Source organism: Streptomyces sp. WAC00040 (assembly GCF_056835925.1).
In genome coordinates this window covers 3,089,624-3,110,343 of the sequence record NZ_JAKQZE010000001.1, presented here as the reverse complement: position 1 = coordinate 3,110,343, position 20,720 = coordinate 3,089,624, and the positions used below count along the sequence as shown (strand labels likewise).

Annotated in this window: 18 protein-coding genes; 9 read left to right on the top strand and 9 right to left on the bottom strand. The window is 71.7% G+C overall.

The window, feature by feature from the left end; translation table 11 throughout:
- The first annotated feature begins 131 nt into the window (after positions 1-131).
- Genes MDN94_RS14580 through MDN94_RS14565 form a run of 4 tightly spaced genes read left to right on the top strand, consistent with a single transcriptional unit; the run spans position 132 to position 4,484 of the window.
- Complete coding sequence (locus MDN94_RS14580) at positions 132-1,523, top strand: FtsW/RodA/SpoVE family cell cycle protein (protein ID WP_482726237.1); 1,392 nt, start codon at positions 132-134, stop codon at positions 1,521-1,523.
- On the top strand, positions 1,520-2,980 hold the full coding sequence (locus MDN94_RS14575; RefSeq protein WP_482726236.1) for a penicillin-binding transpeptidase domain-containing protein: 1,461 nt from the start codon (positions 1,520-1,522) through the stop codon (positions 2,978-2,980). Before MDN94_RS14580 ends, MDN94_RS14575 begins: the two co-directional genes overlap by 4 nt.
- Complete coding sequence (locus MDN94_RS14570) at positions 2,977-4,035, top strand: amidase family protein (RefSeq protein WP_482726235.1); 1,059 nt, start codon at positions 2,977-2,979, stop codon at positions 4,033-4,035. Before MDN94_RS14575 ends, MDN94_RS14570 begins: the two co-directional genes overlap by 4 nt.
- Entirely contained in the window at positions 4,032-4,484 is a 453-nt protein-coding gene (locus tag MDN94_RS14565; RefSeq protein ID WP_482726234.1) for a DUF3291 domain-containing protein, read from the top strand. Before MDN94_RS14570 ends, MDN94_RS14565 begins: the two co-directional genes overlap by 4 nt.
- 123 nt (positions 4,485-4,607) lie before the next feature.
- Here MDN94_RS14565 and MDN94_RS14560 read toward each other — a convergent pair whose 3' ends face one another.
- Positions 4,608-5,738 (bottom strand): ferritin-like domain-containing protein, encoded by a 1,131-nt coding sequence (locus MDN94_RS14560; RefSeq protein WP_482726233.1) that lies wholly within the window; start codon positions 5,736-5,738, stop codon positions 4,608-4,610.
- Between the two features lie 166 nt (positions 5,739-5,904).
- Here MDN94_RS14560 and MDN94_RS14555 point away from each other — a divergent pair, with 166 nt between their 5' ends.
- From MDN94_RS14555 to MDN94_RS14545, 3 genes are read left to right on the top strand one after another with little or no spacing between them, the layout of a single operon-like run.
- Positions 5,905-6,840 (top strand): AurF N-oxygenase family protein, encoded by a 936-nt coding sequence (locus MDN94_RS14555; protein ID WP_482726232.1) that lies wholly within the window; start codon positions 5,905-5,907, stop codon positions 6,838-6,840.
- A 43-nt stretch (positions 6,841-6,883) separates the two neighbouring features.
- Positions 6,884-7,612: a TetR/AcrR family transcriptional regulator gene (locus MDN94_RS14550; protein ID WP_482726231.1), complete on the top strand. Its 729-nt coding sequence runs from the start codon at positions 6,884-6,886 to the stop codon at positions 7,610-7,612.
- A 10-nt stretch (positions 7,613-7,622) separates the two neighbouring features.
- Positions 7,623-7,898 (top strand): hypothetical protein, encoded by a 276-nt coding sequence (locus MDN94_RS14545; RefSeq protein WP_482726230.1) that lies wholly within the window; start codon positions 7,623-7,625, stop codon positions 7,896-7,898.
- 485 nt (positions 7,899-8,383) lie between these two features.
- Here the strand turns inward: MDN94_RS14545 and MDN94_RS14540 are convergent, their stop codons facing one another.
- Genes MDN94_RS14540 through MDN94_RS14520 form a run of 5 tightly spaced genes read right to left on the bottom strand, consistent with a single transcriptional unit; the run spans position 8,384 to position 14,528 of the window.
- The gene (locus MDN94_RS14540) at positions 8,384-9,619 is read right to left on the bottom strand and encodes a styrene monooxygenase/indole monooxygenase family protein (RefSeq protein WP_482726229.1); all 1,236 of its coding nucleotides are present in this window, start codon (positions 9,617-9,619) and stop codon (positions 8,384-8,386) included.
- Between the two features lie 38 nt (positions 9,620-9,657).
- Positions 9,658-10,329 carry a GTP-binding protein gene (locus tag MDN94_RS14535; protein ID WP_482726228.1) on the bottom strand — a complete coding sequence of 224 codons (672 nt, stop codon included), beginning with the start codon at positions 10,327-10,329 and terminating at the stop codon, positions 9,658-9,660.
- The gene (locus tag MDN94_RS14530) at positions 10,310-10,705 is read right to left on the bottom strand and encodes a DUF742 domain-containing protein (protein WP_441264157.1); all 396 of its coding nucleotides are present in this window, start codon (positions 10,703-10,705) and stop codon (positions 10,310-10,312) included. The genes MDN94_RS14535 and MDN94_RS14530 overlap by 20 nt, the downstream gene beginning before the upstream one ends.
- The gene (locus tag MDN94_RS14525) at positions 10,702-11,187 is read right to left on the bottom strand and encodes a roadblock/LC7 domain-containing protein (RefSeq protein WP_482726227.1); all 486 of its coding nucleotides are present in this window, start codon (positions 11,185-11,187) and stop codon (positions 10,702-10,704) included. The genes MDN94_RS14530 and MDN94_RS14525 overlap by 4 nt, the downstream gene beginning before the upstream one ends.
- Positions 11,184-14,528 (bottom strand): sensor histidine kinase, encoded by a 3,345-nt coding sequence (locus MDN94_RS14520; RefSeq protein ID WP_482726226.1) that lies wholly within the window; start codon positions 14,526-14,528, stop codon positions 11,184-11,186. Before MDN94_RS14520 ends, MDN94_RS14525 begins: the two co-directional genes overlap by 4 nt.
- A gap of 365 nt (positions 14,529-14,893) precedes the next feature.
- Between MDN94_RS14520 and MDN94_RS14515 the strand changes: the two genes are divergently transcribed.
- The gene (locus tag MDN94_RS14515; protein ID WP_482726225.1) at positions 14,894-15,682 is read left to right on the top strand and encodes a hypothetical protein; all 789 of its coding nucleotides are present in this window, start codon (positions 14,894-14,896) and stop codon (positions 15,680-15,682) included.
- Between the two features lie 28 nt (positions 15,683-15,710).
- Here MDN94_RS14515 and MDN94_RS14510 read toward each other — a convergent pair whose 3' ends face one another.
- Positions 15,711-16,193 (bottom strand): MarR family winged helix-turn-helix transcriptional regulator, encoded by a 483-nt coding sequence (locus MDN94_RS14510; RefSeq protein ID WP_482726224.1) that lies wholly within the window; start codon positions 16,191-16,193, stop codon positions 15,711-15,713.
- A 227-nt stretch (positions 16,194-16,420) separates the two neighbouring features.
- Here MDN94_RS14510 and MDN94_RS14505 point away from each other — a divergent pair, with 227 nt between their 5' ends.
- The gene (locus MDN94_RS14505) at positions 16,421-17,245 is read left to right on the top strand and encodes a lysozyme (RefSeq protein ID WP_482726223.1); all 825 of its coding nucleotides are present in this window, start codon (positions 16,421-16,423) and stop codon (positions 17,243-17,245) included.
- A 36-nt stretch (positions 17,246-17,281) separates the two neighbouring features.
- Here the strand turns inward: MDN94_RS14505 and MDN94_RS14500 are convergent, their stop codons facing one another.
- Complete coding sequence (locus MDN94_RS14500; RefSeq protein WP_482726222.1) at positions 17,282-18,085, bottom strand: pentapeptide repeat-containing protein; 804 nt, start codon at positions 18,083-18,085, stop codon at positions 17,282-17,284.
- A gap of 134 nt (positions 18,086-18,219) precedes the next feature.
- Positions 18,220-20,631, bottom strand: a complete 2,412-nt coding sequence (gene lon, locus MDN94_RS14495) for an endopeptidase La (protein ID WP_482726221.1) — start codon at positions 20,629-20,631, stop codon at positions 18,220-18,222.
- Between the last annotated feature and the right edge of the window lie 89 nt (positions 20,632-20,720).

Genomic DNA, 20,720 nt, shown 5'->3' with positions numbered 1-20,720 from the left:
GGCGGCGCGGGCGCGGCGGGCGGAGCTCGTCTCCGCCGCCGGCCGACGCTGTGTGACGGCCCATCTGTTCGACGTCGGCGCACCCTGACATAAAGGGACAAACGGGCTGGCCGCTTGCTACGTTGCGTGACATGACCGCAACGACAGCGGGCACTTCGGGGCCCGAGCCGTGTCCCGCGCCCCGTCCGCCCAAGCGGCGGGGCGTCGAACTGTCGCTCCTCCTCGGCGCCGTCGTCATCTGCGTCCACGGCTACGTCGCCGTCGGTCTCGCCAGGAACGGCGCCGTGCCGCCGGACGCCGCCGGCTACGGAGCGGGCCTCGGCGTCCTGGCACTCCTCGCACATCTGGCCGTACGCCTGCGCGCGCCCTACGCCGACCCCCTGCTGCTGCCGATCGCCGTCCTGCTCAACGGCCTCGGCCTGGTGCTGATCTACCGGCTGGACCTTCAGACCCCGCTCGACCGGGCAGCCCCCACCCAGCTCGTATGGTCCACCTCCGGGGTCGCCCTGTTCATCGTGGCGGTCGTCGTCCTGCGCGACCACCGGATCCTCCAGCGGTACGCGTACATCAGCGTCACGGCCGCGCTCGCGTTGCTCTGCGCCCCGATCTTCTTCCCCGCGGTCAACGGGGCCAGGATCTGGATCCGGGTGGGGCAGCTGTCCTTCCAGCCGGGCGAGTTCGCGAAGGTGCTGCTCGCCGTCTTCTTCGCCGCGTACCTCGCCGCCAACCGGGGCGCCCTCACCCACGCCAGCCGGCTGATCCGCCGGTTGCAGCTCCCCACCGGCCGGGTGCTCGGACCGATCGTCGCGGTGTGGCTGGTCAGCGTCGGCGTCCTCGTCCTCGAACGGGACCTCGGAACCTCGCTGCTCTTCTTCGGGCTCTTCGTCGTCATGCTGTACGTGGCGACCGGCCGGATCGGCTGGATCGCGGTGGGTGTGCTGCTGGCGTCGGCGGGCGCGTACGCCGTCGGCTCGCTCGAACCGCACGTCCACAGCCGGGTCGAGGACTGGCTCGACCCGTACGCCGGCATCGAGTCCGGGCAGGGTCCCGGCCAACTGGCCCAGTCCCTCTTCGCCTTCGCGGCCGGCGGGATGCTGGGCACCGGTCTGGGGCTCGGCCACTCCGTGCTGATCGGCTTCGCCACCAAGTCCGACTTCATCCTCGCCACGGCGGGCGAGGAACTGGGGCTGGTCGGCCTCAGCGCGATCTTCATGCTGTACGGGCTGCTGGTCGCCCGGGGGCTGAGCACCGGGCTCGCTGTGCGCGACCCGTTCGGCCGGCTCCTCGCGGTCGGCCTCTCCTCCATCGTCGCACTACAGGTGTTCGTCATCGCGGGCGGTGTGACGGGCCTGATCCCGCTGACCGGCATGGCGATGCCGTTCCTCGCGCAGGGCGGCTCCTCCGTGGTCACCAACTGGGTCATCGTGGCGCTGCTGATCCGGCTCAGCCACTCGGCCCGCATGCCGCCGCCCGCGCCCGTGGAGGTGGGCGTCCACGCCCCGGCACCGGCGGTGCGGCGGTGACCCGATGCATCCGGCACGCCGCCGTGTTCAGCCTTCTGCTCCTGCTCGCGCTGCTGGCCAACGCCGCCCGCGTGCAGGTGCTGGAGGCATCCGCCCTCGAGAAGAACCCGGCCAACCGCCGGGCGACGATCGCCCGTTACGCGGAGCCGCGTGGCGACATCCTGGTCGACGGGAAGCCGGTCACCGGGTCCGAGGACACCGGTGAACAGCTCCGCCACGAGCGCACTTACCTCGAAGGGCCGCTGTACGCGCCGGTGACGGGCTACTCGTCACAGATCTACGGCACCTCGTTCGTCGAGCACGCGCAGGACGCGGTCCTCAGCGGCAGCGATCCCCTGCTGGCGCCGTTCCCCTTCTGGGGCGACCTGAGCCGCAGCCGACCCTCCGCCGGGGACGTCGCCACCACCGTGAGGGCGGCCGTGCAGCAGGCCGCGTACCAGGGTCTCGGCGGCAGGCGGGGCGCCGTCGCGGCGATCGAACCCTCGACCGGGAAGATCCTGGCCCTGGTCAGCAGCCCGTCGTACGATCCGGAGCTGCTCTCCGGCAACGGGCCCGAGGTCTCCCGGGCCTGGGACCGGCTCAACGGCGCGGACGCACAGCCGATGCTGAACCGCGCGATCCGCCAGACCTATCCCCCGGGCTCCGCGTTCAAGATCGTGACCGCCGCCGCGGCCCTGGAGAGCGGCGTCGTCGATGACGTGGACGCGCCGACGCGCACGCCGGATCCCTACCTGCTGCCCGGCACCCGCACCCCGCTGCCGAACGCGACGAAGGGATGCGAGGACGCCTCGCTGGCCTACGCGATCCAGTGGTCGTGCAACACCGTGTTGGCGAACCTCGGGGCGCGGGTCGGACTGCGGGACATGGTCGCCACCGCCCGCGGGTTCGGCTTCAACGACCCCGGGCTGCGGATTCCTTCGGGCGTGACGGCCTCCAACTTCGACACCGACATGTCGCCCGACCAGCTGGCGCTGTCCTCGATCGGGCAGTTCAACACGACGGCCACACCGCTTCAGATGGCGATGGTCGCGGCGGCCGTCGCGAGCGGCGGCGACATCCGCAGCCCTTACCTCGTGGAGCGGGTGACCAGGGCGAACGGTGACCTGATCGCCCAGAACGGCCCCCGCGCCTACCGGCAGGCGATGACCCCGTTCACGGCGCAGCGGCTGCGGGAACTGATGGTCCGGGCCGTCGAGGAGGGCACGGGCGGCAACGCGGCGATCTCGGGCGCCACCGTCGGCGGCAAGACGGGCACCGCGCAGCACGGTATCGACAACTCGGGACTCCCGTACGCCTGGTTCATCGGATGGGCACAGGCATACGACGCGCCCCGACCGGAGGTCGCGCTGGCCGTGGTCGTCGAGGACGCCTCCGCGGTACGGGAGGACATCAGCGGCGGAGGCAGTGCCGCCCCCGTCGCGCGGGCCGTGATGAGGGCGGCACTCTGGGGTCCATGAACATCGCAGCGTCGCTGGACGCCATCGGGCGACTTGACCCGGAAACGAGCGCCTTCATCGAGGTGTGGGCCGAGGAGGCGCTCGCCCGTGAGGACTCGCTGGACACCGGACTCCCTCTGGCCGGGCTGCCGTTCGCGGTGAAGGGCCCCTCGGGCATCCGGTCCTACGCCGCGCGGCGGCTCACCGCGGCGGGCGGCGTGGCCGTCGGCTCGACATCGGTGCCCGGCCCCGGCACCCCCTGGCAGACCTGGGGTCTCGGCGCGCACGGCCCGACCCGCAACCCCTGGCGGCCGGACCGCACTCCCGGCGGGTCCTCCGCGGGGTCCGCCGCGGCGGTCGCGGCAGGCATGGTGGGCATGGCGACCGGCAGCGACGGTGCGGGGTCCGTACGGATCCCGGCCGCCTGGTGCTCGGTCTTCGGACTGAAGACGACGAACGGGCTGCTGCCCTCGCCCGACCGCACGGGCCTTGCCTCCGCGGGCGTCCTGACGCCGACAGCGGCGGACGCCCGGGCGTATCTGCGCTGCGTACTGGACACCTACGAGCCGGCCGCACCTGTCCTTCCGCTGCCGGCGGTCTGGTCGGCGGGCCTGGGCTTCGCTGACACGGAACCGGAGGTGGCGGCAGTCGCGCTGGCAGCGGTGGAACGGCTGGAGTCCGCCGGTGTCGTACGGCTCACGGACGCCCGCCCGGTACTGCTGGACCCGTGCGACGCGTGGACGGCTGTACGGGCCGGCCGGCCGGCGCGGGGAGCGGCCGTGCGGGCCGAGAACGACCGTCGCCTGGACGCCCTGTTCGCCGGCGCGGCCGTCCTGCTGACTCCCGCGACCCCCAATCGGCCGCACGGTCACGACGGGCCCGGGGCGGACGTCTACTCGACGTCGCTGACCTGGGCGTTCAACCTGAGCGGTCATCCGGCGGCCAGCATCCCGGCGGGCTTCACGAGCGACGGCTGCCCGGTAGGGCTTCAACTGGTGGCCGAGCGGGGGGCGGACGTCTCACTGGTCGAAATGGCGGTGGCGGCGGAGAAGGGCCTGATTACTGTGCGGCCATGACCTCCTTCGAGCTCGCCCAGGTGAACATAGCCCGCCTCAAACACCCGCTGGATTCCCCTCAGTTGAAGGACTTCGTGGACAACCTCGTCCCCGTGAACGCGGTCGCGGACGCCGCCGACGGATTCGTCTGGCGGCTCCGGACCGAGGCCGGTGACGCGACCGACCTCCGGGTCTTCGGCGACGACTGGCTGATGGTGAACATGTCGGTGTGGCGTGACACCGACACTCTGACGGCCTTCATGTACCAGGGCACGCACCGGGAACTGCTGGCCCGGCGCTACGAGTTCTTCGAGCGGGTGCACGAAGTGATGACGACGCTGTGGTGGGTCCCCTCCGGTCACCGGCCGACGGTCCGCGAGGCGGAGGAACGTCTGCTGCGCATCCGTGAACACGGACCGACACAGCAGGCGTTCACCCTTCGCAAGTCCTTCCCGGCGCCCACGGTGTGACGGCGGCGTCGGCCCGCCCCGGCGCTCGCCGCACATGTTCCGGTCAGCTTCGGGCGGGTCCGCGGGCCGGGAGCGTCCGTGACGCCGCCCTGCCGCGCCCGGCGGGGACGGCGTCCACCTGCCTTACGGTGCGTCCGCGCCTTCGGCGATCGCGTCCTCCACCTCCGCCACCCGCTCCTGCTCCTCGGCCGCGAACCGCTCCCGGTCGAGTTGTTCCGCGATGTCCTCGTCCTCGGACATCAGCAGGTCGAGGCTGGCGTCGCCCATCTCGAAGACGCCCATGTCGAGATACGCCTTCTGCAACCGCTCGCCCCACAGCCCGATGTCCTTGACGCACGGCACGATCCGGCTGAAGAGCAGCTTGCGGAACAGGTGGAGGAACTCCGACTGCTCCGAGTACTCCTCCGCCTCCTTCTTCGAGACGCCGAGGTTCTCCAGGACCTCGATGCCGCGCAGCCGGTCGCGCATCAGGTAGCAGCCCTCGATCACGAACTCCTCGCGTTCGCGCAGTTCCGCGTCGCTCAGCTGCTTGTAGTAGTCGCGCAGTGCCATCCTGCCGAACGCCACATGACGTGCCTCGTCCTGCATGATGTACGCAAGGATCTGCTTGGGCAGCGGCTTGGTCGTGGTGTCGCGGATCATGCCGAAGGCTGCGAGGGCCAGGCCCTCGATGAGGACCTGCATGCCGAGGTAGGGCATGTCCCAGCGGGAGTCGCGCAGGGTGTCGCCGAGCAGGGACTGAAGGTTGTCGTTGATCGGGTAGAGCATGCCGATCTTCTCGTGGAGGAAGCGGCCGTAGATCTCGGCGTGCCGGGCCTCGTCCATGGTCTGGGTGGCGGAGTAGAACTTGGCGTCGAGGTCCGGGACCGATTCGACGATCCTGGCCGCGCAGATCATGGCACCCTGCTCGCCGTGGAGGAACTGGCTGAACTGCCAGGACGTGTAGTGCTTGCGCAGCTCGCCCTTGTCCCGTTCGGTCATCTTCGCCCAGTGCCGGGTGCCGTACAGGGTGAGCGCCTCGTCGGGTGTGCCCAGCGGGTCGTACGGATCGACCTCGAGGTCCCAGTCGATGCGCCTGGCGCCGTCCCACTGCTTGTCCTTGCCCTTCTGGTAGAGGGCGAGGAGACGGTCGCGGCCGGCCCCGTTCTTCTGGCCGGGATAAATGGCCTCCCAGCTGAAGCGGGCGGCTCCCGAGGCGGGGACCTGCCAGAGCGGGTTGTCCGGTGCGTGTGTGTAGCGGTCGTGGGTCGACACTTCCGGCTCCTTCGCCTCGTACTCCTGGGTACGCAAGGACAGTTGGCAGGCTCACACGGTGATAGACGCTCAGTCAACAAGTCGTGCACAGGGGATTGACGAGCTTGCTGACGGGGAGTCTCATAACACCGACGCCGGTAATCCGACTCGCGAGGTGCCCTCAGCCATGACGACAGTGACCGACCGCGACGTGCAGCTGCTCCGCGACGCACTCGGCCCGCTCCGGGACCGCGAACAGGTCGCCGCGCGCCTGCTCGAGTCCTCCGCCAAGCACTCCTTCGACCCCGACAAGGAGCTCGACTGGGACGCGCCCGTCGAGGAGGGCAAGTGGTTCTGGCCCCCCGAGCTGGTCTCCCTCTACGACACCCCGCTGTGGCGGAAGATGTCCGAGGAGCAGCGGATGGACCTGGCCAGGCACGAGGCCGCCTCCCTGGCCTCGCTCGGGATCTGGTTCGAGATCATCCTGATGCAGCTGCTGGTGCGCCACATCTACGACAAGTCGGTGACCAGCAACCACGTTCGCTACGCCCTCACCGAGATCGCGGACGAGTGCCGGCACTCGATGATGTTCGCCCGCATGATCCAGAAGGGCGGGGCGCCCGCTTACCCGGTGCCGCGCGTCTACCACAACCTGGCCCGCGTGCTGAAGACCGTCTCGACCACGCCCGGCTCGTTCGCCGCCACCCTCCTCGGCGAGGAGATCCTCGACTGGATGCAGCGCCTGACCTTCCCCGACGAGCGGGTGCAGACGCTGGTGCGCGGCGTCACGCGCATCCACGTCGTCGAGGAGGCCCGCCATGTGCGTTACGCCCGCGAGGAGCTGCGCCGCCAGATGGTGACCGCGCCCCGTTGGGAGCAGGAGTTCACCCGGCTCAGCTGCGGCGAGGCAGCCCGCGTCTTCAGCGTCTGCTTCATCAACCCGCAGGTGTACGAGAACGTCGGCCTCGACCGCCGCGAGGCCGTCGCCCAGGTGAAGGCCAGCGGGCACCGGCGCGAGGTCATGCAGACCGGCGCGCGCCGGCTGACCGACTTCCTGGACGACATAGGCGTGCTGCGCGGGGCCGGCCGCAGGCTGTGGAAGAGTTCCGGCCTTCTCGCGTGATCGCATGAGGGGCGCCGCGGGGGCTGCGGTTACGCTGCGGGGCATGACCAGTCCCGCTCCCGCGACCCGCGCCTACCGACGGCTCAGCGTCGAGGAGCGCCGCGCGCAACTGCTCGCCGCGGCGCTCACCCTCTTCGCGCACCGGCCGCCGGAGGAGATCTCGCTCGACGACGTGGCGGAGGCGGCCGGGGTGTCAAGGCCGCTCGTCTACCGGTACTTCCCCGGCGGCAAGCAGCAGCTCTACGAAGCGGCCCTGCGCTCGGCCGCCGACCGGCTCGAGCTGTGCTTCACGGAACCGAAGGCGGGTCCGCCGACCGAGCGCCTGACCCGGGTGCTGGACCGCTATCTGGCCTTCGTGGACGAGCACGACGCGGGGTTCAGCGCGCTGCTGCGGGGCGGCAGCGTCGCCGAGACCTCCCGTACGACGGCGATCGTCGACGAGGTGCGGCGGGCCGCCGCCGAGCAGATCCTTGTCCACCTCGGCGTGGACGGCCCGGGGCCGCGGCTCCACATGATGGTCAGGACCTGGATCGCGGCGGTCGAGGCCGCCTCGCTGATCTGGCTGGACGAGGACAAGCAGCCGCCGGCCGACGAGCTGCGCGAATGGCTCGTCGACCATCTGGTCGCGCTGCTGGCGGTGACGGCGGCGACCGACGATGAGACGGCCGGCGTGGTCGCGGACCTGCTCGCGCAGGAGACCGCGGCCGGCCCCGTCGGCACGCTGGTGCGCAGGCTGGGGCCCGTCGTGGGCGGCGCCGCCCACCTGCTGTGAGACTGGTGGGGTGAGAAGCGAGAACACCCCCTTCGAGGGCGGCCCCCTGGACGGGCGGGTGCTCCCCGTCCTGGTCGGCCCCACCGGCCATCCCCCGAAGTGGTACAAGGTGCCCGTACCGAACGACGACGGCTCCCCGCCCACCGTGTACGCGTACCGCCGGGCCCCCTCCGGTTACACGAAGCGCCTCGGGCTCCAGCGTGGCTGGAAATACGAGTACGCGCCCGGGGGCGTCGAGCGGCGCGAGATCAGATGGCCCTGGTCCAGGCCGGGGGCGGGCACGTAGGGCGTCTGCGGCACGGGGTGGGTGCCTGCCGGGCGCCGGTGCGCGGATCTCGTGCGGCGGGCTCGTCCCCACCACCCGCTCGTTCCTCCCGAGCCTTGAGCGCGGCGGCCGCCGGCCGCTCGGACCGCTGCTCGCCGGCCTTGAGCCGGGCCATGGCGACCAGGCGGCAGCCGGCCGCGCGTTCGATCAGGTGCTTCTGCTCCAGGGCGCGCCGGGGCCCCGGGCAGCGGCCCCGTCCGCGGGAAGTGGCGTCGGCCGCCCGGAAGCAGCAGGACCGCGATCGGGCCACGGCCCGGCTGCGCCCGCCGAACGGCTGCTCGCGTCACTCTCCGCCGAGCAGGTCGCGGCCCTCGCCACCACGCCCGGCACGCCGTCGGCCCGCCCCGGCCGCCGGCCGGCGCGACGGCCGGCAGCGCGGGCGAGGACGACGGTTCGGGCGGGGCATCGGCCGGCGGCCCTGACGGGAGCGAGGCTGCGGACAGCGGTCAGGCTCCGGAGACCGACGCCAGGTATGCCTCGGCCTTCTCCGGCTCGTAGAAGAAGTTCTCGAAGTCCGCCGGGTCGTTGAAGCCGTTGGCGAACCGGTCGGCCACCGGCTGGAGCACGCCGCCCGCGCCGATCAGGTTGAGCACGTGCTCCGGCGGGACGCCCAGCATCGCGTTCGTCCACTTGGTGACGTGCTGCGCCGTGTCCCAGTAGCGGTCGAAGGTGCTCCGCATCCACTGCTCGTCGAACGGCCGGTCGCCGTGCTCGGTGATCGACGCGAGGTAGGAGGCGGCGCACTTGGACGCGGAGTTGGAGCCCTGGCCGGTGATCGGGTCGTTCGCCACGACGACGTCAGCGACGCCGAGCACGAGCCCGCCGCCGGGCAGCCGGCCGATGGGGTTGCGAACGGTCGGGGCGTACCGGCCGGCAAGCGTGCCGCCCGCGTCGGTCAGCTCGACCTTGGTGGCCCGCGCGTACTCCCAGGGGGTGAACTTCTCCATGAGTTCGAGCGTCAGGGCGAGGTGCTCCGCGGGGTCCTTGACGCCCTGGAAGACGTCCAGCGGCCCACCGGGGACGCCCTCCCAGAAGAGGATGTCGGCCCGCCCGGAGGTGGTGAACGTCGGCATGACGAACAGTTCGCCGACACCGGGGACCAGGTTGCAGCGGACCGCGTCGTAGTCGGGGTGCTCGGGGCGCGGTCCGAGACCGTGGACGTACGCCACGGCGAGCGCGCGCTGGGGCTCCGCGTACGGGGAGCGGGAGGCGTCACGGCCGAACATCGAGACCAGTTCGCCCTTGCCGGCCGACACCAGCACCAGGTCGTAGGTGCGGGAGAAGTAGTCGAGGTCGGAGACGGCGGCGCCGTGGATGACGAGCTGACCGCCTCGCTGGGCGAACGTCTCCATCCAGCCGGCCATTTTCACACGCTGGTCCACCGACTGCGCGTAGCCGTCGAGCTTGCCGACCCAGTCGACCGCGCGGCTGGCGTCGGGCGCGGCGACCGAGACGCCGAGGCCCTCGATCTTCGGGGCCTGCGACTCCCAGAAGTTGAGGCCGAGGTCGCGCTCGTGCTCGAGGGCGGTGTGGAACATGCACTGCGTGGACATGACCCGGCCGGACCGGATCTCCTCCGCCGTGCGGTTCGACATCAGGGTGACCTCGTAGCCCTGGGACTGGAGGCCGAGGGCGAGCTGGAGGCCGGACTGACCGGCACCGACTATGAGTATCTTCCGCATGGCGGGTTCTCCGTGGTTCTGCGTCGCGGTTCGGGAGGCTATTCGGGGGTGGCGTCGAGGGCGTGGGCGACCAGCGCCAGCAGCGACTCGATCACCGTGATCCGGTTACGGGCGTCCATGATCACTACCGGTACGTGCGGCGGCACCGTCAGGGCCTCCCGCACGTCCGCCGCCTCGTACGCGGTAGTTCCCTCGAAGTGGTTGACGGCCACGATGTACGGCAGCCCGCAGCTCTCGAAGTAGTCGAGGGCAGGGAAGCAGTCGGGCAGCCGGCGGGTGTCGGCGAGCACGATCGCGCCGATCGCCCCGCGCACCAGGTCGTCCCACATGAACCAGAAACGCTGCTGGCCGGGCGTGCCGAAGACGTACAGCACGAGGTCGTCGTCGAGCGTGATCCGGCCGAAGTCCATGGCCACCGTGGTGGTGACCTTGTCGGGCGTGGCGGTGAGGTCGTCGGTCTCCTCGCTCGCCCGGGTCATCAGCGCCTCGGTCTTGAGCGGCGTGATCTCCGAGACGGAGCCGACGAACGTCGTCTTGCCGACGCCGAAACCCCCCGCGACGACGATCTTCGTCGCCGTGGGCGCACGGGTGGTGTCCAGCTGCCAGGCCTGCACGGCCTCTTCGGTACGGGCCTCGGGCTCCGTACCGTGGGACGTGTCGAGGGGCGCGGCGTCGGGCCGTGCGAGCGTGTCAGAGGCGGCGGAGTCCACTCAGCACCCTTTCCAGCAGTGCGCGGTCGGGCTGGCCGGTGCCGTGACCGGTCCCGTACACACGGATCTTTCCCTGGTCCGCCAGGTCGCTGAGCAGCACCCGGACGACACCGAGCGGCATCTTGAGCAGCGCCGATATCTCGGCGACGGTACGCATACGGCGGCACAGTTCGACGATCGCCCGCAGCTCGGGCATCACCCGGGCGAGAGTGCCGCCGGGCAGTTCCTTGCGCTCGGGCGGCGCCTCGAGCGCGGCGACGAACGTCTCGACGAGCAGCACGTGTCCGAAGCGGGTACGGCCGCCGGTCAGGGAGTACGGGCGGACCCGGGCCGGGCGTTTGCCGTCACCGCGCACGGGAAGCCGGGGGCCGGTCATGACAGACCACTCTCCATCGATTTGCGCAGCTCACTGCGGACTTCGGGGGTGAGTACGTGTCCGGCGCGGCCTACGAACAGCGCCATGTGGTACGCGACGACGCTCATGTCGCAGTCGGGAGTCGCGTGCACCCCGAGCAGGGAACCGTCGCTGATCGACATGACGAAGAGGCTGCCCTCCTCCATGGCGACCATCGTCTGCTTGACGCCTCCGCCGTCCATCAGGCCGGCGGCCCCGACGGTGAGGGAGCCGATGCCGGAAACGATCGTGGCGAGGTCGGCGCTGGAGCCCTTCGGGCCCTCGCGCGGGGCTACGGCGGCCGGGGCTGCGTTGAGCTCCGCGTCGGAGGACAACAGGAGCAGTCCGTCCGACGAGACGACGGCGACGGAGCGCACACCTGGCACCTCCTCCACCAGATTGCCCAGCAACCATTGAAGGTTGCGGGCCTCCCTGCTCAGGCCGAACGTGCCGGTCGCAGTCAACTGCGTGCCTCCTCGACTGTGTCCCCCGTCTCCGCTTCGGTCTCCCGCCGGCCCGTCCGGTGTGCCGGGTCCGCCGGTTCCGTCTGTGCTGTGGTCTCCGCGAGTTCGGCCTCCGCGTCACGGCGGCCGTCCTTGGCGCCCTGGTGGAAGCCGCCGAGCCGGCGGCGCAGGGCCTCCGCGTCGACGCTTCCGGTGCGCCCGGTGGGGGCGGCCGGGGGCTGGACGGACTTCGGCGTGCGCTTGGGCAGGCCCTTGTCCGTGACCCGGTCCCAGGCGGCGGGAGCCTCCGGCGCGCTTCCGGCAGGCTCCTGCTCCGGTTCCGGCCCCTGTTCGGGCTCCCCCGGTGCCTCGGGCTGCGTCGGCAGCCGCATCGTGAACGTCTCCTGGTCGACGCCGGTGGTCACCGGGTCGCCGTCGGCCGTCCGCTCGTGTCTCTCCGGCTCCGCGGCGGCGGCGAGGATCGCCCGCTCCGCGGCCTCGACGAACGGGTCGGGCTCGAGCCGCTGCTCGGCCTGCGGGCCGGGGCCGTGGCCGTCCTCGTGGTCCTGGGCGAGGTCGTCGCCGTCATGGCCGTCCCCGTGGTCCTGCGCAAGGTCGTCGCCGTCATGGCCGTCCCCGTGGTCCTGCGCGAGGTCGTCGCCGGGGGCGGCCGGGCCGTCGTCGAGCACGTCGGCGCTGTCGAACCCGGTGAGGAGGTCGGCGTCCGGCGCCGTGACTCCGGCCGGTGCGGTCCGGCCTGCCGGTTCCGTCGCATCGGTCGCTTCGGCCTGCGGGGCCGGCTCGGCCCGCTCCGCCACCGGGGCGCTGCCGTGAGCGGGGTGCCCGGGCTCGTGCTGCGCCGGCTCGCCGCCCGCCGGCGACGCGAAGGGCTCCGCCGGTTCCTCACCGGCCGCTTCCGCCTCGTGTTCCGTCCCGCCGGAGTCCTCGACCGGCTCCGCTCCGCCGGACGGGACGTTCTCGGAAACGTCCGGGCCGGCGCCGTCGGCGTCCGCCGGATCCGTGTCCTGCCGCCGCGGGCTCTTGGGCAGGGCGTTCGAGTTCGCCTCCGCCACCGAGCCGGGGAGGTTCAGCGCCGGGGCCGCCCCCGGCACCGGTACCTGGCGCCCCGCCGTCGCGGGCGGTCCAGTCGGCAGCAGCGCCTGCGGCACCACGACCACGGCGGTGATCCCGCCCTGCTTGTGCTCACGGAGCTGGATCCGCACTCCGTGGCGTGCGGCCAGCAGCGCGGCCACGCGCAGTCCGAGGCCCTCGCCCTCACGGCCTGCCGGGGGCTCCGTCTCGTACGACTCCGGGTCCTCGAGCCGGGCGTTGATCTCGGTGATGCGGCCCGCGGTCATACCGATGCCGGCGTCCTGGACGGAGAGCATCACCTCGCCGCTCTCCAGCAGCCAGCCCGAAAGCTCCACCTGGGCGTCGGGCGGCGAGAACGACGTGGCGTTCTCGAGGAGTTCGGCGACCAGGTGGCTGAGGTCGTCCGCGGCGAAGCCGGCGACCTGGGCGTGCGGCGGGAGGGACTGGATGACCACCCGCTCGTAGCGCTCGATCTCGCTGACCGCGGCGCGCAGCACGTCGACGAGCGGGACGGGGCCGACATGGCCGTGTCCGTGGTCGGTGCCGGCGAGGACCAGCAGGTTCTCGCTGTGCCGGCGCATGACGGTGGCCATGTGGTCGAGCTTGAAGAGCGTGGCGAGGCGCTCCGGGTCCTGCTCGCGTTCCTCCAGCTTCTCGATGACGCCGAGCTGGCGCTCCACGAGTCCGAGGGTGCGCAGCGAGAGGTTCACGAACGTGTGGTGGACGGTGTGGCGCAGCCGGTCCAGTTCGCGGGCGGTCTCCTCGGTGCGCCGGCGCAGTTCGGCGCGCGCCTCGGTCAGCTCGGCCTCGAGCGCGGCGCGCGAGCCGAGGAGTTCGCCCCGGCCGGCGTCGAGCCGCGCGGCGCGTGTCCCGAGGTCACGGAGCTTGCCATGGAGGCTGTTGAGGGACCGTACGACCTGGGCGAACTCGTCGTTGCGGCCGGTGAAGCGGACCGGTTCCTCGCTCTGCGGGGCCGGGGCGTCGGCGAGCCTGGCGGCGCCGATCCGCAGGACGGCGAGCGGGCGGGTGAGCGTGCGGGACACCGCGGCGAGCACGCCGACGGTGACGACGACCAGGCCGCCGAGGAGGGCGATACGGATCTCGAGCGCGGTGAGGTCGTCGTCGCGCAGCTGCTCGAACCGTTCGGTCCGTTCGGTGGCGAGGGAGGATTCGGCGCCGCGCATCTGCTCGATCCGGGCGGTGAGCGCGGCCTCAAGTTCGGTGGGGTCGGTGCCGCGTTCCGCGTCGGAGAGCTTGGGCTGGTCGGTCAGGCGGGTCAGGTAGGTCTCGGCCGTCTTGACCTCGGGCCCGGTGACGGTGGCGGCGAACTTGTCCCGGGCGGTCGGTGCTGCGGCCTGGTCGAAGTCGGCGAGGGCGGCCAGTTCGCGTACGCGTGCCTGCTGTGCGGCGGCTGTGAGGGCGTTGCGGGTGCGGGCGTCGGCGCCGGTGTCCTCGCCGGCGCTCTCAACGGGGAGCCCGGTGACGGGGTCGTAGGAGAGGACGGGGTCGGGCTGCGGCACGGCGAGCGCGGCAAGCAGGAGCCCCCGGGCGGCGGACGCCTGTTCGACGGCGAGGCTGAGCTCAGCGGGGGCCCGGGTGGCATCGGCGGCGCGGGGCGGCGTCCGGTCGGCGAGCTCGCCGGCCAGGGCGTGGAGCGCTGAGATGACCGCGGTGTAGGCCTGGTGGGTCTCCATCGCGGTGCCCTCGCCGGACAGCGCGGTGCGGCGGACCGAGGGTACGGACGCGAGCGAGCGCCGCAGCTCCGCACGGTCGGTGCCAAGGGTGTCGCGCATCTCGTCGAGCTGCCGGTCGACGCGGTTGCCGAGGCTGTCGGAGACCTCGCGGCGGTCCTTCTTGCCGCCCTCCTGCTCCTCCCCGCCGGCCGCGATGTACGCGGTGAGCTCGTCGCGTTCGTCGGCGAGCGAGTGTGCGAGGGTGACGGCCTGCCGGTCGAGCGCGGCCAGGGTGACCAGCCGCTGGGACTCGGTCAGATCGCCGGAGGCGGCGAGGATGCCGGGAGTGCCCGCGGCGACGACGACGAGGCCGGCGACGGCGACACCGGCGACCAGCCGGTTGCGTACCCGTCGGGAGCGGCCGGCCGACGCCTGCCCGGTCGAGGTCTGTTCGGCCGGGTCCTGCGCGGCGGTGTCCCGGGCGCGGGGCGCCGGGATCTGCTGGGGAGGGACCGGGGCCTGGGGGTCGCCCGGTGCTCCCGTGGACGGGGTTCCAGTGGGCCTGCCGCCGTTGCCCCGAGGCCGCTTCTTCTGCACCGGTGCTCGCAATCTTGCTTGACTCGTCCACCCATGAAGCAGAGATGACGACCGGTCACGCGCGTAAGCCCCACCCCTGGTACGGCTTCCGACCATTCCAGTGCCTTCGGGAGGGAGGCGCGCATCGGCCGCTCCGCCACCCGAACGAGTGAACAACACTCGTGAGTTGGCGAACAACTTCCCCGAGCGGCCCGCCAGGCCGCGCGGAGCCCGTGGGTTGGACCTTCCGGCGCCCCTTTGGCACTATGTGCGCCCGCAGGTTCGCACAGCCGCCCATTCGGGGCGAAGCACACCGTCTGACCTGCTCGTACGGGCCAGGCGCCGCTCTGCGAGGGCCTTGTGAAGGTCTCATGCAGACTGGGTTCATGCGCATCGATCTGGCTACCTCCCCCGGCTCTCCCGAGCGCCCCAACGAGGACTGGGTGTCCGTCGCCCTGCCCGCCTCGGGCCAGGGTGGAACCGTCGTCGCGCTCGACGGGGTGACACCTCCGAGCGGGGACGCGGGCTGCGTGCACGGCGTGCCGTGGTTCACAGCCCGACTGGGCGGGGCTCTGGTCGAACTGTCCGGTTCGCGGCGTGACCTGACACTTCGGGAGGTGCTCGCCGAGGCGATCCGGCGCACCGCGGACACCCATCGCGACACCTGTGACCTTTCTCACGTGCGCACACCTCAGGCGACGGTGGTGCTGGTGCGTTGGGGCGGGCCGGAGGGGGAGGTCGAGTACCTGGTGCTCTCCGACTCGACGCTGCTGCTCCGGTCGCCCGACGGGACGGTGTCCGCGGTGCTGGACGACCGGCTGGACCGCCTTCCGCGTATGGCGCTGCGGACCCACGCCTCGGCGGACGCGCTGCGGAACGCGGAGGGCGGGTTCTTCACTGCGGCGGCGGACCCGGCGGTGGCCCTGCGCGCGGTGGCGGGCAGCGTTCCGCGCGAGCGGGTGAGCGCCGTCGTGGCGCTCACCGACGGCGCCTCGCGCTGGGTGGACATGTTCGGCGCGGGCGACTGGGCGAAGTGCGTGGCGCTGCTGCGCGAGGAGGGCGCTCAGGGACTGATCGACCGGGTGCGGGAGCTGGAGGCGGAGGCGGGAGCCCGTACGGCGGCGATCCGGTGGAAGCTCCACGACGACGCGTCCGCGGTCTTCGCCGAACTGTGAGACCGCGTGCGCGCGCCGACCTCGTCCATCAGCTCTCCGCGCGGGCGTTGAGCTGGTGGAGCAGCCGCGCCAGCTCCGCGACCTCGTGACGGTCCCAGCCGGCCAGTTTGCTGCGGTACCGGTCGCGGCGGGCGTCGCGCACATGGCGGAACCGGGTCGTTCCGTCCTCCGTGAGCCGTACGAGGGAGGCGCGGCCGTCGGCGGGGTCCGGTTCCCGGGTCACCAGGCCCAGTTCCTCGAGCGCCCGCAGCTGCCGGCTCATGGTCGCCTTGCCGACACCGAAGTAGCCGGCCAGTTCGGTGGCCCGCTGGGCCCCGGCCTCGTCCAGCCGCACGAGGAGCCCGTAGGCGGCGGGCTCCAGCTCGGGGTGGACCTCGCGGGCCATCTCACCGGAGGATGCCCTGGCGCGGCGCAGAAAGACGGACAACTCACGCTCGAGCGCAAGGAATTCCTGGTCCACGCCACTCCCGCCGTTCGGGCCCGTTCCACCCGCCGTACCGCCTTCGTGCACGTCAGCACCCCTCGTACGCTTTCCGGGTCGTGTAAGTTTCTTGACGCGGCCGGTATCACCGCAGCTCCGCCAGTATTTCGCAGGCGTAGACCAACGGCGGCGCCCAAGCCCCCTTCCTACGGCGGGTCTACGTGCGTAGCGTCGCTCATGACATGTCCACACCATCCACTCCGCCATGGCATGTCGACACGTCGCCAGTTCCCCCACGAGGCCTTCGGAGGCACGCAATGCCCGTGCACAGATCCGGAACGACCGGTCGTCGGCGCCTCGCCGCGGCCGGCACTCTCCTCGCAGTCCTCTCCCTCCTCCTCACGCTTCCCGGCACCGCCACGGCCGATCCCAAGCCGGAGCGCGGCTCCGCCCACATGGGCATGGGTGTCGTCGCCCACGACGGCCAGGGCGGCCCCCCGCGCGACACCCGTGCCGTCCAGACGGAAGGCGTCGACGTCTCCAGCCACCAGGGGAACGTCAACTGGTCGGCTCTGTGGACCAGCGGGGTCAAGTGGGCCTACGTGAAGGCCACCGAAGGCACGTACTACAAGAACACGTACTTCACCCAGCAGTACAACGGCTCGTACAACATCGGCATGATCCGGGGCTCGTACCACTTCGCCACCCCGAACACCACGACGGGCACCGCCCAGGCGGACTACTTCGTCGACAACGGCGGCGGCTGGACCCGCGACGGCAAGACCCTTCCCGGCGCCCTCGACATCGAGTGGAACCCCTACGGCGCCGCCTGCTACGGCAAGTCGCAGGCCGGGATGGTCACCTGGATCCGCGACTTCCTGAACCGCTACAAGGCACGGACCGGCCGCGACGCGGTCATCTACACGGCGACCAGCTGGTGGACGCAGTGCACCGGCAACTACGCCGGCTTCGGGGCCACCAACCCGCTGTGGATCGCCCGATACAACACCACGCCGGGCACCCTCCCGGCCGGCTGGCCCTACTACACGATGTGGCAGTACACCTCGTCCGGGCCGATCGTCGGCGACCACAACAAGTTCAACGGCGCGTACGACCGCGTCCAGGCGCTCGCCAACGGCTGACCCCGGCTCACGGGGCCCGTCCCGCCGCGCCGGTCGTCACGACCAGTGCGCGGGGCGGGTGAACCCGTCGGGAAGCCGGGTGGCCGCGTCGCCCCGGGCCGCGTCGAGCTGCGGCTGGGTGAGGAAGATGCAGCCTGTCAGGTCCGCGCCGGACAGATCGGCGTCCCTCAGGTCGGCGCCGATGAGGTCGGCCAGCCGCAGATCGGCACCCGTCAGGTCGGCCGCGATCAGATACGCGCCGCGCAGACTGACACCCCGCAGATCCGCGTTCCTCAGCCGGGCGCCCATCAGGTCCGCTCCCCTGCGGTCCTTCTTCTTCCGCCCGGTCCCCCCTCCCGCGCGCACGAGTTCGCTGGCACGCAGCAGCAGGACGTTGACCTGCTCGCGTTCGGCGCCGACGTCCAGCTTCAGCAGCGCGCCGGGAGCGAGCCGGGTGAGCTCCTCGATGTGTTCCTGGCGCCGGCGCAGCTTCCCATGGAGTTCGCGGGCGGCGTCCAGCGTCAGCGCCTGGGCCACGTACCAGAGCAGTTCGTGCAGCTGCCGTACGACGGGGAAGACCTCGAACATCTCCCGGGCCGTGTCCGGGGCCTCACGCCAGCTCGTCCCGCCGTAGGTGATCTGCGAGACCTGCTGGCCCGCGCCGAAGCAGTCGTAGACGGTGCAGCCCGAGTAGCCGCTGTCCCGCAGGCGGGCGTGGATGCCGCAGCCGAAGTCGGTGCGCAGGTTCGCGCAGGGCTTGCCGGCCTCCTTGCTCACTGCGAAGTCGGCGGAGGCGGCGAAGGGCAGCGCCACACAGCACAGGCCGAAGCAGTTCTCGCAGTCGGCACCCAGGGTCTTCATCCGTCCATTGTGCGGGACCTGCGGAACGCCCCGGAATGCGGCGGCCGAGGGCAGACGCAGAGCGCCGCTGCGCGGCGGGCGGAGGGAGGGGCCCGGCGGTGTTGATCCACCGCCGGGCCCCCCCTCCGCGCGGGTCAGGCCGCCGCGGTCACCGGCACGTCCGCCGAGGACAGCGCGATCTCGAGCACCTGCCGGACATCGGTCACCGGGTGGATCTCGAGCTTCTCGAGGATCTCCGCCGGGACGTCGTCCAGGTCGGGCTCGTTGCGCTTCGGGATCACGACAGTGGTGATGCCCGCCCGGTGGGCGGCGAGCAGCTTCTGCTTCACGCCGCCGATGGGCAGCACCCGGCCGGTGAGCGAGACCTCGCCGGTCATCGCCACGTCCGTACGCACCTGGCGTCCGGAGAGCAGCGACGCGAGCGCCGTGCTCATCGTGATGCCCGCGCTCGGCCCGTCCTTTGGCACCGCGCCCGCCGGGAAGTGGATGTGCACGCCCCGGTCCTTGAGATCTGCGACCGGCAGTTCGAGCTCGGCTCCGTGCGAGCGCAGGAAGCTCAGCGCGATCTGCGCGGACTCCTTCATCACGTCGCCGAGCTGACCGGTCAGGGTCAGCCCCGCGGCACCGGTCTCCGGGTCGGCGAGCGACGCCTCAACGAACAGGACGTCGCCGCCCGCGCCGGTCACGGCCAGACCGGTGGCCACGCCGGGCACCGCGGTGCGGCGCTCGGCCGGGTCCTGGGCGGACTCGGGCACGTGGTGGGGTCGGCCGATGAGCCCGCGCAACTCCTCGTGCGTGACGGTGAACGGCAGCTCCCGGTCCCCCAGCTCGTGCTGCGCGGCGACCTTCCGCAGCAGCCGCGCGATGGACCGCTCCAGGTTCCGCACACCGGCCTCGCGGGTGTACTCGCCCGCCAGCTTGCGCAGCGCGGAGTCGTCGAGCGTCACCTCGCCGGTCTCGAGTCCCGCCCGTTCCAGCTGGCGCGGCACGAGGTGGTCACGGGCGATGACGACCTTCTCGTCCTCCGTGTAGCCGTCCAGGCGCACCAGCTCCATACGGTCGAGCAGCGCCTCCGGGATGGCCTCCAGCACATTGGCGGTGGCGAGGAAGACCACATCGCTGAGGTCGAGCTCCACCTCGAGGTAGTGGTCGCGGAAGGTGTGGTTCTGCGCGGGGTCGAGGACCTCGAGCAGGGCCGCCGCGGGGTCGCCGCGGAAGTCGGAGCCGACCTTGTCGATCTCGTCGAGCAGGACGACCGGGTTCATCGAGCCGGCCTCCTTGATCGCACGCACGATCCGTCCCGGCAGCGCGCCGACGTACGTACGGCGGTGGCCGCGGATCTCGGCCTCGTCCCGTACGCCGCCGAGCGCGACGCGGACGAACTTGCGTCCCATGGCGTGAGCCACGGACTCGCCGAGGCTGGTCTTTCCGACACCGGGCGGGCCGACGAGCGCGAGCACCGCGCCCCCGCGCCGCCCGCCGACCACGCCCAGCCCCCGCTCGGAACGCCGCTTGCGCACCGCCAGGTACTCGGTGATCCGCTCCTTCACGTCCTGCAGACCCGCGTGCTCGGCGTCCAGGACGCTCTTCGCGCCCTGGATGTCGTACGAGTCCTCCGTACGCTCGTTCCACGGCAGTTCGAGGACGGTGTCGAGCCAGGTGCGGATCCAGCTGCCCTCGGGGCTCTGGTCGGAGGCCCGCTCCAGCTTCTCGACCTCCTTGAGCGCGGCTTCCCTGACCTTCTCCGGCAGGTCGGCCGCCTCCACGCGGGCCCGGTAGTCGTCGGACTCGTCCTCGCCGTCCTGGCCGTTGAGCTCGCGCAGCTCCTTGCGCACCGCGTCCAGCTGACGGCGCAGCAGGAACTCGCGTTGCTGCTTGTCGACGCCTTCCTGGACGTCCTTGGCGATGGACTCGGCCACGTCCTGCTCGGCGAGGTGCTCGCGCAGTTGCTCGGTGGCGAGCTTCAGACGGGCGACCGGGTCCTTGGTCTCCAGCAGCTCGATCTTCTGAGCCGTGGTCAGGAAGGGTGAGTAGCCGGAGTTGTCCGCGAGCTGCGAGATGCCGTCGATCTGCTGGACGCGGTCGACGACCTGCCAGGCGCCGCGCTTCTTCAGCCAGTCGGTGGCGAGTGCCTTGTACTCCTTGACCAGTTCGGTCACCGCGCCGGGCAGGGGGTCGGGCACGGTCTCCTCGACCACGGTCCCCTCCACCCACAGCGCCGCGCCGGGTCCCGTCGTGCCGGCGCCGATACGGACGCGGCCGACGCCGCGGATCAGCGCACCGGGGTCGCCGTCGGAGAGCCGGCCGACCTGTTCGACGGTCCCGAGCACACCGGTCGCGGCGTAGGTGCCGTCGACGCGGGGAACGAGCAGCACCTTCGGCTTGTTGCCGGAGGGCCGGGCGGCAGCCTGGGCGGCCTCGACCGCGGCCCGCACCTCGGTGTCGGACAGGTCGAGCGGCACGACCATGCCGGGCAGCACGACCTCGTCGTCGAGCGGCAGAACGGGCAGTGTGAGCGGTGAGTTCGCCTTGATATCGGCAGCCATGATCTCCCCTTAGGCAGTCAAGTTGAGCTGTACCGACTCAATGGTCATGAGCCCTTGATTGTTCCCCGGCGGCTGTTCGCTCTGAGCGA

What these genes read in the sequence shown, in the direction of transcription:
- MDN94_RS14505 (WP_482726223.1), top strand. Translation starts at nt 16,421, where the DNA reads ATGCCCGTGCACAGATCCGGAACGACCGGTCGTCGGCGCCTCGCCGCG.
- MDN94_RS14570 (WP_482726235.1), top strand. Translation starts at nt 2,977, where the DNA reads ATGAACATCGCAGCGTCGCTGGACGCCATCGGGCGACTTGACCCGGAA.
- MDN94_RS14530 (WP_441264157.1), bottom strand. Translation starts at nt 10,705, where the DNA reads ATGACCGGCCCCCGGCTTCCCGTGCGCGGTGACGGCAAACGCCCGGCC.
- MDN94_RS14555 (WP_482726232.1), top strand. Translation starts at nt 5,905, where the DNA reads ATGACGACAGTGACCGACCGCGACGTGCAGCTGCTCCGCGACGCACTC.
- MDN94_RS14565 (WP_482726234.1), top strand. Translation starts at nt 4,032, where the DNA reads ATGACCTCCTTCGAGCTCGCCCAGGTGAACATAGCCCGCCTCAAACAC.
- MDN94_RS14515 (WP_482726225.1), top strand. Translation starts at nt 14,894, where the DNA reads ATGCGCATCGATCTGGCTACCTCCCCCGGCTCTCCCGAGCGCCCCAAC.
- MDN94_RS14540 (WP_482726229.1), bottom strand. Translation starts at nt 9,619, where the DNA reads ATGCGGAAGATACTCATAGTCGGTGCCGGTCAGTCCGGCCTCCAGCTC.
- lon (WP_482726221.1), bottom strand. Translation starts at nt 20,631, where the DNA reads ATGGCTGCCGATATCAAGGCGAACTCACCGCTCACACTGCCCGTTCTG.
- MDN94_RS14550 (WP_482726231.1), top strand. Translation starts at nt 6,884, where the DNA reads ATGACCAGTCCCGCTCCCGCGACCCGCGCCTACCGACGGCTCAGCGTC.
- MDN94_RS14500 (WP_482726222.1), bottom strand. Translation starts at nt 18,085, where the DNA reads ATGAAGACCCTGGGTGCCGACTGCGAGAACTGCTTCGGCCTGTGCTGT.
- MDN94_RS14580 (WP_482726237.1), top strand. Translation starts at nt 132, where the DNA reads ATGACCGCAACGACAGCGGGCACTTCGGGGCCCGAGCCGTGTCCCGCG.